Source organism: Kouleothrix sp. 19917 (assembly GCF_057073505.1).
The window spans coordinates 321,081-334,723 of sequence record NZ_CP097100.1 but is presented as its reverse complement, the minus strand read 5'-3'; the positions used below and the strand labels follow the sequence as shown (position 1 = coordinate 334,723).

Sequence of the window (13,643 nt, the reverse complement as noted above, 5' to 3'; positions counted from 1 at the left end):
TGTTTTGTATTAGAAACTTTCTGAAAAGCTTGCCAAAGCCTAGTGTGCGACATACACTACTCGGCTATGGCATATCTATCATATCCTTCTGACTTGACGGATGCGGAGTGGGCAATCGTGTCATTGCTTGTCCCCGAACCGAAAACCAATGGACGGCGTGCGACAATCTCCCGTCGCTCCCTGCTCAATGCCATGTTCTATGTCACCAAAACCGGATGCGGCTGGGAATGGTTGCCGCGTGAGTTCCCAAACTACAAAACCGTGTATCACTATTTCCGACTGTGGCGGCTCACTGGTCTTTGGCAAGCCATCCATACCATTCTGCGCGAGATGGTTGGCCAAGCGCTCGGGCGTAATGTGCAACCGAGTGCGGCGATTATCGATAACCAATCGGTCAAAACCACTGGTGTGGGTGGCGAACGTGGCTATGATGGTGGCAAGAAAATCAACGGTCGCAAACGCCACCTAGTGGTCGATACCCAAGGCTTGGTACTCGCAGTCAAAGTACATGCGGCCGACGTCGCCGATCGCGATGGCGCACCATTGGTGCTTGCTGGCATGCCCGAGCGCTTTCCAGACATCAAGAGGCTGTGGATCGATAGCAGCTACAACGGAAGCTTTCGCACTTGGGCAGTGCAGCAGCTTCCTGGGTGGCATGTTGAAATCGTCAAACATTGGTGGACCGGTATCAAAGGCGTATGGGTTGGGCCAGATCAAGAACCACCGACAATCCCGACCGGCTTTCACGTCTTGCCCAAGCGCTGGATTGTGGAGCGCAGCTTGGCGTGGTTGGGGCAGAACCGTCGCCTGAGCAAGGAGTATGAACGGCTGGCGCAAACCAGCGAAGCGTTTATTTATCTCGCGATGTCGCGCCTGATGTTGCGTCGGCTGGCTCATCTCCAAGCCTCATCTATAGAAATAGCGCGTCTGAATGCTTTTCAGAAGGTTTCTTAGCGCACCTCGTAGCGCCGGCGCTGCGCCTCGCACCTGAGGCGGGAGACGACATCCCACGCCTCGCCGATGTCCTCGAATCCGACCGTCTACGACCCGGCCTATGGGTCGGCGGGCCTGCTCGCGCAGGTACTCGACGCCGCGTCCTCGCGCGCCGTGTTCGGCCTGGAGCAGAAAGCCTTTCCGGCGCTCCTCGGCGCGACGCTGCTGGCGCTGCGCGGCAGCTTTACGCCGCACCTCGCGCGCGGCAACACGCTGAACGCGCCGCTCCATTGCGGCCGGCGCGCCGACGTCATCCTGAGCAATCCCTACTTCGCCGACATCGGCCAGGCCAACGCGCCGAGCCACTTCGCCGTGCGCTCCGGCGCTACGGATCTCCTATTTGTACAGCACATCATGGCACGCCTGAAGCGCCGGCCCGGCGCGCGGGCGGCCGTCGTCGTCCCTGAGGGGTTTCTGTTTCGTGGCGACGCCTTTGCCGCGGTCAAGCGTGTGTTGCTCGATACGTTCCACCTCACGGGCCTCATCGGCCTGCCAACGGGCGCATTTGCGCCATTCTCGGATTTGAAAACCGCGATCCTGGTCTTTGAGCGCCCGGCCACCGCGGCGCCGGCGCCCGATCGGCTCACCTGGTGCTGCGCGCTCACGCCACCGAAAGAGCTGCGGCCGACAAAGACACGCCCGCTCGCCGACGCGCATGTCGACGAGGCGCGGAGCGGGTGGCGCGCCTGGCAGATCATGCGGCACGGCGCGGGCATGGCCCTTGCTCCGCGCGCCGACGCGCATACCACCATGTGGCTGGAGCCCGCCGCGACGTTCGAGGGGCGCGGCTTTGACCTGCGGCTCGCGCCGCCCACAGAGCCGGCAGACCAGCCGCGCGAGCCGGCGGCCGCGATCGTCGCGCGGCTCGTCGAAAACAGCCAGCGCTGTCGGGAGCGGATCGAAAGCCTGCACCGCAAGCTCGGCGGCGATGCGTAGCGTCGCGCTTATGAGGCGGCGGACTGCTCGCCCGCGCGGCTCGTCTGGCGCTGGCGCAGGATGCCCGCGCGCTGGTGCTGTGTCCTGCGCTGCTCGTCGGTCAGGTTGCGGTAGTCGGCGGCCTCGACCGTCAGCGGCCCGCCGCCGGTCAATCGCCGATCCCACATGCGCGACCGGATGCGCCCGTCGATGTCGTCCGGCACGCGGTTGGTGGTGATCACCGTCGGCAGCTCCAGGTTATACCGGTGATTGACGATCTGGAACAGCTTTTCCTTCGCCCACAGCGTCGCAGCCTCGGTACCCAGGTCGTCGAGAATCAGGAGCGGCACCTCGCGGACGCGGCTGAACAGCTCGTCGTAGTCGATCTGGCTATCGGGGCCGAAGGTGGACCGCAGATGATCCAGGATGTCCGGCACGGCGCCAAAGTAGGTCGTAATATCGCGCGCGATCGCCGCGTTGGCAATCGCCGCGGCCAGGTGTGTTTTTCCGCTTCCATACTCCCCGAATAGGACCAGCCAGCCGCGCGGCCGGCGGGCAAACTCCTGCGCTCGCGCGAAAGCGCGCAGGAGGCTCGCGTTGTAGGCATCAAAACTGTCGAATGTTTTATCCTCGAAGTGTTGCAGGTTGCTGAGCCGCCTGAACTCCTCACGCTTGCGGCGTTCAGCCGCTTCGACCTTGCAGCGGCAGGGGAATAAGACGCCGAAGTGCGGGTGGCCAAACGGCACTTCTTCCTTGTAGTAGCCGGCCCCGTCGCAGTCGGGGCAGCGCTGCTCAAGGGGCGTTTCAGGCGCGGCATCCCCCAGATCCGCCAGGTCCGGTTCGATGGGCAGCACGACCGCACGCCGAGCGGCTCCCCGCTCGGCGCCAGCGCCGTTGCCGTGCCCCGGCAGCAGCAGATCGTCCGGGCCGATGCGCCGCATGTTGTCGTCCATACCTATCTCCTGCCAGTTTTACCCTGGTGCCACACGCGCGGATGGCAGAGAACGTGCGCGCGAGGGCGCGATACCAGTGCCTGTGGTGCCGGTATCACCCGGAAGCGCCCGCCGATTGATCGGCTCGGGCCGGGGCGGGAGCGGCCGCCATGCCGGCGACTGCGTGCTTGAATGGTACTGTTCCTGCGCGATATGTCAAGCAAAACCTAGTATCGATTTTGTTCAGGATCGGGAACCGCGTCCCAGACCCGGCCGTCAAGCAGCCTTCCACGCTGCGACTGGCCGGCGCGGGCCATCACGCGGCCAAAGCCCGCCACGCCGCCTTCCCGCACGCTGCCGTCCGGGTCCACGATGATCGTCGATTCGTCGCTCAGCGCCTCGCCGGGCGCGTCCTCGGCCGGCATCCACACGCCCCAGCCGGAAAAGCTGAACGGTATCCGGCGTGCCTCGCACGCCAGGCGGAGCTTCGTTAGCCACACCGGGTGCGGCGGGCTCTCGCCGCCGCCGGCCACGACCCAGCCGATTTTGCGGCCATCCTGCAAGTAGGGGTTCAGCGCCAGCTCTGCCCGCAAGGGAACGCACCAGGCGAAGTGGATCGAGGCGTCGATCCCGAGCAGGAGCGGCGCGCGCTCGTCGGCCTCCTGCTGCGTGCTTATGGGCACGCCGAGCCACAGGTTGCGCAGATGGCCCGGCGCGTCGCGCCGATCGGAAAGGAGGGCGCGGTTCAGGGCCGGAACGAGCGCGGCCATGCGCTCGACGTGCCTGCTCCAGACCTGGAAGACATGTCCCCGCTCGGCCGCCAGGTGCATCGTCCGCCAGACCTGGCGCAGCGCAGCCTCGCTGATGCGGCCGTCGAAGAGGTCGAGGCGCGCCGGGTCGATGACAAAGCGCTGCGGCCGGCGCAGCGCCAGCGGCTGCTCGATCAGGTCGACGAGCGAGGTCAGCGGACGGACAGGGCGTGCTGGTGTGCTCATAGACGCGGCTCCTTTGCTTGCTGAGTCGTTTTCAAGGCGTCGGCTATTTGCGCGGCGATCGCCGCGCGGCCCGCGTCGGTCAGCGCCGCATCGGCAGCCAGCACCGCGCGGATCTGCTCGACCAGTGTGCCGATCGGTACACGCCCGTAAGCCACGAGCACGGCGTTGCGCTCGTCCGCCGTCGCCGCCATGCCCTCTGTGCAGATGACGTCGATGCTCGCGCGTGCGGGCGTGCGCAGGCCGGCCTCGTATTGCGAGATCGCCGACTGCGACCGCTTTGAACACGCCGCGACCTGGGTGATCGAGAGATTGCGGGCTAGGCGCAGCGCCCGCAGCGCGGCGCCTCCGGCCGCAATCGCCGCGCGATCATCATCGATGCTCATCTCTGCTCCTTCGCCGATGCGCTTCGCCTCCGCGCCGCGGCGATTAGCTCCAGCGCGCACGCCGGCAGCGGCGCGATCAGATCCGGGTGCTGAGGGTGGCGCAGCGCATAGCCCTGGCGGCCCCCGGCAGTAGCTTGCCGACGAACGCCTCCAGGCCGCTCAGCGGCCCCAGGCGCACGCGCACGTGGTCGCCGCGGCCGAAGACCGGCACGGCGCCGCAAGGCGGCTCCAGCAGCCACTCGTGCGCGATAACGCGCACGCCGCAGCTACACCAAATAGACCGGCGCGGTAGCCCCCGCATTGATGCGTGGGGAGGAAGTGCCGCTTGCGGCTTGCCACTGCGTAAATTCGTGATATACTATCGGCATCCGAACAAATGAGCGAGCACCCATATGTCCCGCGCAAGCACACCCTCCTTCATCTGCGAGTTGCCGCTCGTGCTCGTCGGTGCCGACGAGCGGAGGCTGCGCATCCGCCTGGACTGCGCGCGGCAGGTCTATAACGCCGTGCTGGGCGAGAGCCTGAAGCGGCTCTCGCTGCTACGCCAGTCGAAAGCCTTTCAGGCCGCGCGGGCGATGCCCAAACAGAGCAAGGAACAGCAGCGCGAGCGGGCTGCCGCATTCCGCGCCCTGGACGTGCAGTTTCGGCTGCGCGAGTACGATCTGCACGGCTATGCCACGCGGTTTGGTCGCTCCTGGCTGGGCGAGCACCTCGATGCCAATACCATCCAGACCATCGCCTCTCGCGTCTGGAATGCGGTGCGCCAGTACCAGTTCGGCGTGCGTGGCCGCCCGCGCTTCAAGGGCAAGGGCCAGTTCCACAGCGTGGAGGGCAAGTCGAACAGGCAGGGACTGCGCTGGCGTGACGGGGCGGTGGTGTGGGGCGATCTGACGCTGCGGGCGCGTATCAGTACGGATGATTCCATCGTCGCGCACGCCCTGACCTGCCCGATCAAGTACGTGCGGATCGTGCGGCGCATGCTGAACGGGCGCCAGTGCTTCTTCGTTCAGCTCATCTTCGCGGGAAGTCCGTACCAGAAGCCACTGAACATGGTGGGGGACGGCGTAATCGGAGTAGATCCCGGTCCGCGCACCTTCGGTCTCGCCGGGGCGGATTGGGGCGCACAGATCGATCTGACCACGCCACTCAAGCAGTCCCGTACTCAGCAGCGCTGCATCCAACGTCAGATCGACCGCCAACGACGGGCCAACAACCCCACGAACTACTTGCCCGATGGTCGGGTACGCCCAGGCCGAAAGCGGTGGGTCATTAGCCGCAATCAACGAGACAACGAGCGGCGGCTGGCAGAAGCCAAACGGAAAGAAGCAGCCCATCGGAAAAGCCTGCACGGGCAGCTTGCCAATGCCCTCCTGGTGCTTGGTAGCGACATTCGTATCGAGAAAAACAGCTATAAGAGCTTTCAACGAACCTACGGCAAAGCCGTCGGACAGGCGGCCCCGGCGGCGTTTGTGGCGTCCCTCTCGCGCAAGGCTGAAAGCGCCGGTGCGAGTGTGACCGCCATCCCCACGTGGCTTAGGCTCTCTCAAATCTGTCTGTGCGGCTCTCTCGCGCGCAAGTCCTTGTCCGAGCGCATCCACCGCTGTGATTGTGGCATCACCGTGCAGCGGGACGTGTTCTCGGCCTACCTGGCGCGTTTTTCTGTGGCCGTGGAAGGGCCTTCTGGCCCGTCCTGGCGGCTCGACGCGGCAAAGGCACAAGTGGCTTTTGCGGGTGCGGAATCGCGCTTCCCGGCGGCGTCGAGACCGATCTCCGTCCAGACCTTTGTGGCCTGGGCGCGAGCACAATCCGCGAGCGGCGGCCCCAATGGGGACGCTCACCTGCTGCCTCTGGGCGGTGGGCCGGAGCGGATCGCCGGGGCAGTTGGCACGATGGTGCGTGAGAGCCAGGATGCTGTAGCGCATGATGTTCCTTGTGAATGTGGTGCGCGAGAGCCTGTGCAGAGCGCTCCGGGTTGTCACCAGAACCCCCCGGATGTATCCGTGGGGTAGATTCGGGTCACGTCGCGCACGTAGCGGTAGCTGGCGCGCGTGTCCAACACATCGGCGGAAGCGAGCGCGCACGGTTCGCCATTTGGGCGCCAGTTGCGCGGGTCCCGGCAGCATGGCTGGTAGATCCTGAGATGCGTCAACACCCCATCACGCGCAACCTGCCAATCATCTGGGACAAAGCCCCGGATCGCCCCCGTGCTCGGCGCAGATCGCCTGGCCTGGAAACGCTTCTGGCGGCTGCGGCGCACGTGTGTCATCGTCAGCCCTCCACCACAGTAGGCGGCGCGTCCTCCGTGATGCGCGCGCGCCGGGCCCACGCCTGGACGTCGGCCTCGATCAGGCGCCGGACCTCGCGGCGCATCGGCATGCTGATCGCCCGGCTCGCGACGTCGGCGGCCAGCGCCGCGTACGTTGCCTCGGAGAGGACCTGCGCGAGCAGCGGGTGCTCGTGGACGCTCGTGCCGAGCGGCGAGATGATGGAGCAGAACCCGCCGCAAACCACGCTGTCTGAACGGCTGCGGCCAAGGCGGGTTCTCGGTGGCTTCAGCCCTTGCACAGTGCGTCCTACTGCGGTATAATGAGTATACCAAAACATTTGTGCGATGACACAACCATGATCCGCACCCATACCATTCCTTGCGATCTGCCCAGGCCCGTTGCCGACGCCCTCAATCGGGCCAGCGGCGCAGTCTACACGCGCACGCTCGTCACCCACTACCGCGTCTACCGCAAGCGCGGCGCTCGCACGCGCCACTGGTTGTCGCAATTCGCCGCCATGCGCCTGAACGACTACTTCACGCGCGACGATCCACCCCTGCTGCACGCGCACTCCAAAGACGCGGCCCAGGAAGCCTTCTACCGGGCGTGCAAGACAGCGAAGGCTAATCGGCGCTTGGGAGCGAAGTACCCCCACAAGCGCACGTTCTATCGCACGACCATCTGGAAGCAGAGTGGCATCCGCCGCAAGGATGCCGCTCTGCTCCTGTCCAGGGCAAAGGGGCTGCCGCCGATCATGCTCCCGCTGCCAGAGCACCTCCAGGACGTGCTGCGCGTGCTGGAAGTGCGGCTGGTCTATGATCGGCGCGCCCATTGCTACACCTGGCACCTGGTTGTCGAGAACGGCAAGCAGCCGAAAGCGGCGCCAGGAACAAACGTCGTCGCGGTCGATCTCGGCGAGATCCACCCTGCGGTAGCAGGCGACGAGCAACAGGCCACGATCATCACCTGTCGCGAGCGGCGGCACCAGCAGCAAGGCCACGCCAAGCGGCTTGCCAAACTGAGCAAGGCGCTCAGCCGGAAACAGAACGGGAGCCGGCGATACAGGTGCCTGCGCGCGGCCAGAACCCGCATGCGTGCCAAACACAAGCGCGTCATACGCGACATGGAGCACAAGATCAGCCGGGCGGTGGTCGATGTGGCAGTCGAGCGGCAGGCCGGTACGATCGCGATCGGCGACGTGCGGGATGTTGCGGATGGCGTCGATCATGGCAAGCAGCACAACCAGCAAGCGTCGCAGTGGAACCACGGCCAACTCCGCCAATACATCACGTACAAGGCCGCAGCCGAAGGCATTGTGGTGGAACTGGTGGATGAGCATCACACGACCCAAACCTGTCCCAACTGCTCCGAGCGGTACAAACCACGCGGCAGGAGGTACTCCTGCGGGCGGTGTGGTTTCAGCGCGCATCGTGATGTGGTGGGACAGATCAACATCCTGTCGCGGTACAAAGCCGGGCAGGTGGGCAGGCTGCGCGCACCTGCCGACATCAAGCATCGTATGCCGCACAACCTGCGGCTCATGCGTAGACGCCGAGACACCGGCCAGCCGGAAACGGTTGTAGCTCGTGGGACTGGGTGCCAGCCGCGAGAAGCCGTAGGGCTTTAGCGCCCTGCGGAGTGTCACGTGCCAGACTTCGCCGGCGTAGTGCGGGACCGCCTCGGCCACCTCGGGCCAGCTCACCCACAGCACCGGGCCTGCGACGGCCAGCACCACGCCCTCGCCGAGCAGGTCGTCGCGGCGGCGGCGGCAGGATAGCTCGTTGCGGCTGTGGACGAACCAGCCCGGCCGGTACAGGCGCGTGCCGGCAATCGCCAGCGCCCGCTGGGCCGCGGAGGGCGGCAGCAGATCGGCCGCGTCGCGCGGTGGATCGCCGGCGCGGTCGAGCTGGCACAGCATGGTGTGCGGGTCACCTAACGCGCAGGCCACGGGGATGGCGTCCGGGCCGTCGACCCGGACGGTGATCTTCTGGCTGAGGACGTGGCCGAGGCCGCCTGGGCTGCCGTAGATGGCGTCGACCCAGACGGCGCCGTCAAAGCGCACCTCGCCAAGCTGCGAGACCTGCCGCGTCAGCGTCCGTGGTTTCTGTGCCGTGGTCACCTGATTGTCTCCTTGCTGCGGCGCTATGCCTCTACTCCGCGGCCCCTTCGACCGAAGCGGCGTGCTGTATCGCCGTGCGGTGGCGCGGAACCTATCCGTCATAGACCCGCAGCGCCGGTAGAATCTCGTCCTCCTCGTGCGGCGGCCGGACCAGCATCTCACGCCGGGCGCAGTAGTCGCGGCGGATGAGGTAGTTGAGCGTGCAGAACGTCCCGCCGGCCGCGATGATGGTCTCGATCGCGTAGAGCAGCTTGGCCGGGTTACGGGTCAGCCACTTAAATGTCGGCGCGAACAACATCTCCAGCGTGCCGGCTTGAATGGCATCAAGCCGTGCGCGCAAGGGCTCGTCGATCGCCGGGTCGTAGCCGCTGAGTACGATCGGCGCGATTGCGTTACGCCGCTCGCGCGGGGGCGGTGGCATACTGAACAGGCCCTCCTCGGGCGCGGCCAGATCGTGCTCTTTTGCTGGCGACGTCGCGAGCAGCCGCAGCCGCTCCCAGGCCAGCGGATAGGTCTGGGCGAGCGCGCCGAAGAGATCGCCGTCGCCAGTCACAGGCGGAACACCCCAGTCGCCGTGCTGGCGCGCGTGCTGCGCGAAGAACATGACCGCGCGCCCCGTGAAAGCTGGAACCTGGGCGTCGCGCAGCCGCTCGCGCACGCCTCGCAGCGCCGGCTCCGACGGGCGCGAGGCGGTGATGTCTTCCAGCATTGAGTTCCGCACGCCGACGGCGACGAGTGCGCGGGTCTCCAGCGGCACCTCGGCCGGCTGGTAGAAGGTGGCATCTTCCGTGCCGAGCAGCAGGGCCGTTTCGCGGAAGACCGGGTCGTCCCAGCGGCCGAGCAGCGACAGCAGCCGCTGCCGGACGTCGCCGGCGATCAGCGCGCGCTGCTGGCTCGTCAGCCCCAGCGCGCGGAGCTGCGGCAGGAGCGTGGTCGTCACATAGCCGTCGACGGCGCTGGTTGGTTGTGGTGTCCGTGGCATGCAGAACTCCTCTATCCGACGGCCTGGCCTTAGCGCCGGCGACGTTGTTCTTCCGAGTCGCCCCGCCGCGGGTGCGCGTGCCCGAGCGTGCGGTCCACCTCGGGCCCCCACAGGGACTCCTGGGCCGTCTCCGGCCGCGGCAGCGCGTCGTAGTCGATGATCAGCCGCCAGGCCGTCGCGAAGACGCTCTTGCCGCCGACCGCCTCCCAGCGCATGCCCGGCCAGTGCTGAGCGAGCCGCGGCGCGCCTTCGGCGCACCAGAACGCCAGGATCGGGATGGCTGTCTCCGCGCCCTCGGCGCAGAGCCCGGCCGCCAGCGCGATCGTCGACCACGTGCCGTTTCCGGCGCCGGGGAAGGCGATGCGCGAGTCGCTGGAGGCCAGGATCGCCGCGGGGCAGGGGTCGTGCGGGAAAGCAATCAGCCCGCTGCCCTTGCCCAGCCGGGCGCTGGCCCACACCTCGCGGACCATCTCGGCCGAGCGCTGCGCGAAGTCAGCGCCGAACGCGCCCGAGACCCGAAAGATCCGCGGTGGCGTTGTCGCGGCTGCGGTCGCGTACGCGTCACCGCCGGTCGGGCAATCCCCTACCGCCAGCCGCCGCGGCGGCTCGGCGCGCTCGACGCTTCGCACGACGGCCGCGATCAGCGGCCGCCAGTTCCCAGAGAGATCCCGCGGCGCGGTGATCCCCACCAGCGGGCGCCCGTCGGTCGATGCCGGGCCGGTTTCAGCTTCTGTCCAGCGTGCCATGGTCCTCACCCACGTTGCGCCGCGCTGCCTGGGCCCGCCAGGGCAGTGGCGGCCTCCCACACGCGCGCGATGTCTTCGCGCGCCGTTTGCGCCAGCGCAGCCAGAATCTCGTCGATCTCTGTTGCGGTTAGCGGCATAGTGGTTCTTCCGATAACGTGGTTGATGTGCAATCTATAGAGTTGACAGTGTTGCCGGCGCTGGCATATCGAAGTCGCAGCCAGCAATGCGATTATTTGGAATGGGCTGAGCACGATCATAGCCAGGCTGTTGGATGACCATCACTGCCTACGCCAGCGCCTGCTGCTGCGACTGCACCGTGGTGACGTTGGCTATGAGCCATGCCGCAATAGCGTTGATGTCGCGCTCCTGATCAGGCGTCACACGAACAATCAACTATCAATCCTTTTCGGTGACACTCCCAGGGCTGAATGAGGCTGCTGAAAAACTACCATGACACCACAATATGTAGAAGCGAGGGTGGCCTCATCGACTACAGGTTGTGTACCCAGAGGACTTTTTCAGCAGTCTCTGAATGCCCTGGGCTTCTGGCGGCTTATGGCCGCGCAGCAACAGGGGGCGAACCCCTGGCCCGTGTCCGAGGCACTACGACATGACAGGCATGCCGATACGTTGTTTGTCGCACCTGGATGCGCCCATAGCCGCCGAACATCGCGCGCGAGCAGATGTTCGACGCGCCATTGGCGTCGCGGTTGACGCTCACGCCACAGCCGGAGCAGCGGAAAGTCCGCCCCCGTGGCGCGCTCGTGTGGACATGCCCGCACGCCGAGCATGTCCGCGTCGAGTAGTCTTCGGGCACATGCGCGCTCGTGCCGCCGAATCGCCTGACCTTGTACTGGACATAGCGCTCGAACTGCCCGCGCGCCCACTGCGACAGCTTCTGGTTGGTTTTGCGGTCCTTGTCGGTCCCGTCAGCAATGTCGCGCACGTCGCCAATCGCCAGCCGCCTCACGCCCCGCGCTCGCGCGAAGTCGGCCAGGCGGCGGCTTGCGGTGTGGAGGACGTGGCGCTGCTGGCGATAGAACTTGGCCGAGGCTTGATGCTTGCGCTTTGTCAACCGTTTCCAGCGACGGCTGCCCTTGCGACAGCGGGCGAGTTTGGCCGTCAGCGTGCTGTGGCGTTTGTTGCGCAGCCGCTTGAGCGAGCGCAGGTAGCGCCCGTTCAGCACAAGCGCATCGCCTCGCTCGGTTACGACCGCCGCAATGTTGATTTCGCCAAGATCGACCCCGGCATGCAGGCCGTCGGCGCGTTCTGGCGGGTCGGGCGGCCCTTCGATAGTGATGGCGAGCTGGAAATGGTCAGCCCGCCACACAAGCGCGACCTGGCGGATGTGGGCAGCACGAAACCGCTCGGGCAGACTCAGCACGAGGTCGCGCTGCTTGCGGCCATTGGGAAGGACAAGCTGCCCGTCCACGACCCGTATCCACTGACCTTTCCACACCACGGTCTGGTAGGCTTTCGCGCGGTAGGGGTAGTTGGCATCCCCCTTCCCCGCTGCGCGGTTCTGGCGGGCAGTGGCGACGTTGGCGAGCAGTTGCTGCGCGAGGAACTGGATGCTTTGCGAGTGCAGCGCGTAGCGGTGGCCTTTGGTCAGCGCGTTCAGGTCGGCTTCGGCCAGCCACACACCCTGCTCGCGTGCGGCGACATGGGCTTGCACCATCTCGCTCCAGCAGCGCCCGGCCTCTTGCCGCAGCGTGTCGCACAGGGCGTGCGTGGCGGGATCGAGCTGCCGCAAGGCAACAAGCTGCACCGTGGCGGTTGTATTGGCGGTTTTGTAGGGCATGTTCGATTGTACCAGAAAATGCGTGCTATTGCAAGCGGTTTCGCGCACCCTGATGCGCTGCGCGGGCTTCATCCCGCCCGTAAACGAGACTGCTGAAAAACTATCCTCACACCACAATTTGTAGGGGCGAGGCTTACCTGATCCACTACAGGTTGTGTACTCAGGGGACTTTTTCAGCAGTCTCTAAACGGCGTGGGCTTTCGCCCGCCTCTTTCTGTAAGGCTCAACCACCAAGACAGCCAGTTTTTCTACTCGAACGTGACCCAGTAGCCCTTCGCCATCGCCGCGATCGCGGCCGACAGCTCCTCGCGCGTATAGAACCGCGCCAGAAAGCCGATTGGGTCGTCGGACTGGGTCCGCACACCATCGGCAATGCCCAGGCGCTCCATTTCAGCCAGCACCTGGCGCGCTAGCCCCAGGCTGGCCTCGGCCTGTGCGGATGTGGCGTGCCACACCTGCCGGCCGCGGCCGAAGCGCCTTGCCATGTCCCACATGAGGCGCCGCTCGTCGTCGTTCAGGGCGGCCGGACCGCCGCGGGCGCTGAGGTGCGCGACGCGCTCGGCGAGTGATGCCTGCGCCGCGTCTGCGGGTGTTTTCATGATAGCGCATTCTGGCGATAGTGAGGGCGCGTCGTCCATAGATGCCTTATGCGTTTGTGTCATCTGCTGTGCTCCTACGCCCGCGGCCGGTCGGCAATGCACACACGCAGGCGCTCCCAGCGCAGCAGGTCGAGCAGCCAGCCCAGCGCGGCGATGCGCGCGGCGGCGGGAATAGCCTTGCCCGCATACGCGCGGCCGCCCAGCCGCTCCCAGCGCTACTCCCAGCGCATCGGCGGCCCACCGTCGTCGAGCCTCGCCGGCTGCTCGACCAGGGTGACGCCGGCCTGGTCGAGCAGATCGACGGCCTGGCGCCAGGCGCGCGCCTCGTTCAGCACAGCCGCGCCGGCGGCGGGCGCGAGCGCCGCCGCAAGCCCGGCGCGGGCCTCCTGAAGGACCGGCGGCTCAGCAGCCCTGCGCGGCCACACCAGCAGCGCGAAGCGGATCGCCTCGCGCATCGCCGCGCCGGCGGCCTCGGATCGCTCCAGCGCGGCGAGCGCGTCGGCCAGGGTCTCGGGCGCCTGATTGTCGATCGATGTGTCCATCCCTCACCACAACGAAAGCTGCTCATCGTCGGCGGCTTCCTCGCTCGTCGCCGGTGGCGCCGCGGGCCGCTGCTCCGGCTTGGCCGCCCTGCTCGGCCGCGTACGCGACTTAGGCGCGGCGCTCCCCTGCTCCGCTTCTGCCACCGCAACCACCTCCTCGGCCACAGCAGGCACCGGCTCGGACGGCGGGGGCAGCCGCCGGCGCCCCTCCTCGATCACGGCCTCGACGGGCGCCGGCCAGGCGCCATCGAGCTGCCGGAGCGCGCAGTGGACGCGGATGGCCTTCAGCGCCCGCTCCTGGTCGGCGTCCTGAAGGCGCTCGACGACCCAGTTCCAATCGATTGTCGGGCGGCCGGAAGCCATTGGTCG

15 protein-coding genes are annotated in these 13,643 nt (G+C 66.6%); 4 read left to right on the top strand and 11 right to left on the bottom strand.

Annotated elements, in window-relative coordinates; genetic code table 11:
• Positions 1–66: 66 nt before the first annotated feature.
• Positions 67–954: an IS5 family transposase gene (locus M1P90_RS36505; RefSeq protein WP_483706037.1), complete on the top strand. Its 888-nt coding sequence runs from the start codon at positions 67–69 to the stop codon at positions 952–954.
• Positions 955–1,020: 66 nt separating this feature from the next.
• Complete coding sequence (locus M1P90_RS36500) at positions 1,021–1,929, top strand: HsdM family class I SAM-dependent methyltransferase (RefSeq protein ID WP_483706035.1); 909 nt, start codon at positions 1,021–1,023, stop codon at positions 1,927–1,929.
• 8 nt (positions 1,930–1,937) lie between these two features.
• On the opposite strand, the gene M1P90_RS36495 is transcribed toward M1P90_RS36500, so the two are convergent.
• From M1P90_RS36495 to M1P90_RS36485, 3 genes are all read right to left on the bottom strand, one after another.
• Positions 1,938–2,861: an ATP-binding protein gene (locus tag M1P90_RS36495; RefSeq protein ID WP_483706033.1), complete on the bottom strand. Its 924-nt coding sequence runs from the start codon at positions 2,859–2,861 to the stop codon at positions 1,938–1,940.
• A 206-nt stretch (positions 2,862–3,067) separates the two neighbouring features.
• Positions 3,068–3,835: a DUF5131 family protein gene (locus M1P90_RS36490; RefSeq protein WP_483706031.1), complete on the bottom strand. Its 768-nt coding sequence runs from the start codon at positions 3,833–3,835 to the stop codon at positions 3,068–3,070.
• Positions 3,832–4,218, bottom strand: a complete 387-nt coding sequence (locus M1P90_RS36485) for a helix-turn-helix domain-containing protein (protein WP_483706029.1) — start codon at positions 4,216–4,218, stop codon at positions 3,832–3,834. The genes M1P90_RS36490 and M1P90_RS36485 overlap by 4 nt, the downstream gene beginning before the upstream one ends.
• A 392-nt stretch (positions 4,219–4,610) precedes the next feature.
• Between M1P90_RS36485 and M1P90_RS36480 the strand changes: the two genes are divergently transcribed.
• Positions 4,611–6,227: a zinc ribbon domain-containing protein gene (locus M1P90_RS36480; protein ID WP_483706027.1), complete on the top strand. Its 1,617-nt coding sequence runs from the start codon at positions 4,611–4,613 to the stop codon at positions 6,225–6,227.
• Between the two features lie 259 nt (positions 6,228–6,486).
• Here M1P90_RS36480 and M1P90_RS36475 read toward each other — a convergent pair whose 3' ends face one another.
• A complete protein-coding gene (locus M1P90_RS36475; RefSeq protein ID WP_483706025.1) occupies positions 6,487–6,783 on the bottom strand; it encodes a hypothetical protein in 297 nt (98 codons plus the stop codon).
• A 21-nt stretch (positions 6,784–6,804) separates the two neighbouring features.
• Here M1P90_RS36475 and M1P90_RS36470 point away from each other — a divergent pair, with 21 nt between their 5' ends.
• On the top strand, positions 6,805–8,112 hold the full coding sequence (locus tag M1P90_RS36470; RefSeq protein ID WP_483706023.1) for an RNA-guided endonuclease InsQ/TnpB family protein: 1,308 nt from the start codon (positions 6,805–6,807) through the stop codon (positions 8,110–8,112).
• Between the two features lie 583 nt (positions 8,113–8,695).
• Here the strand turns inward: M1P90_RS36470 and M1P90_RS36465 are convergent.
• From M1P90_RS36465 to M1P90_RS36435, 7 genes are all read right to left on the bottom strand, one after another.
• Positions 8,696–9,586, bottom strand: coding sequence for a hypothetical protein (locus M1P90_RS36465; protein WP_483706021.1), 891 nt, complete (start codon positions 9,584–9,586; stop codon positions 8,696–8,698).
• Positions 9,587–9,615: 29 nt separating this feature from the next.
• Positions 9,616–10,332, bottom strand: coding sequence for a hypothetical protein (locus tag M1P90_RS36460; protein WP_483706019.1), 717 nt, complete (start codon positions 10,330–10,332; stop codon positions 9,616–9,618).
• A gap of 5 nt (positions 10,333–10,337) precedes the next feature.
• A complete protein-coding gene (locus M1P90_RS36455) occupies positions 10,338–10,469 on the bottom strand; it encodes a hypothetical protein (RefSeq protein ID WP_483706017.1) in 132 nt (43 codons plus the stop codon).
• 416 nt (positions 10,470–10,885) lie between these two features.
• Positions 10,886–12,133, bottom strand: a complete 1,248-nt coding sequence (locus M1P90_RS36450; RefSeq protein ID WP_483706015.1) for an RNA-guided endonuclease InsQ/TnpB family protein — start codon at positions 12,131–12,133, stop codon at positions 10,886–10,888.
• A 248-nt stretch (positions 12,134–12,381) separates the two neighbouring features.
• Positions 12,382–12,795 carry a hypothetical protein gene (locus M1P90_RS36445; protein ID WP_483706013.1) on the bottom strand — a complete coding sequence of 138 codons (414 nt, stop codon included), beginning with the start codon at positions 12,793–12,795 and terminating at the stop codon, positions 12,382–12,384.
• A 152-nt stretch (positions 12,796–12,947) separates the two neighbouring features.
• A complete protein-coding gene (locus tag M1P90_RS36440; protein WP_483706011.1) occupies positions 12,948–13,274 on the bottom strand; it encodes a hypothetical protein in 327 nt (108 codons plus the stop codon).
• A gap of 3 nt (positions 13,275–13,277) precedes the next feature.
• Positions 13,278–13,637: a hypothetical protein gene (locus tag M1P90_RS36435; protein WP_483706009.1), complete on the bottom strand. Its 360-nt coding sequence runs from the start codon at positions 13,635–13,637 to the stop codon at positions 13,278–13,280.
• Positions 13,638–13,643: the final 6 nt, after the last annotated feature.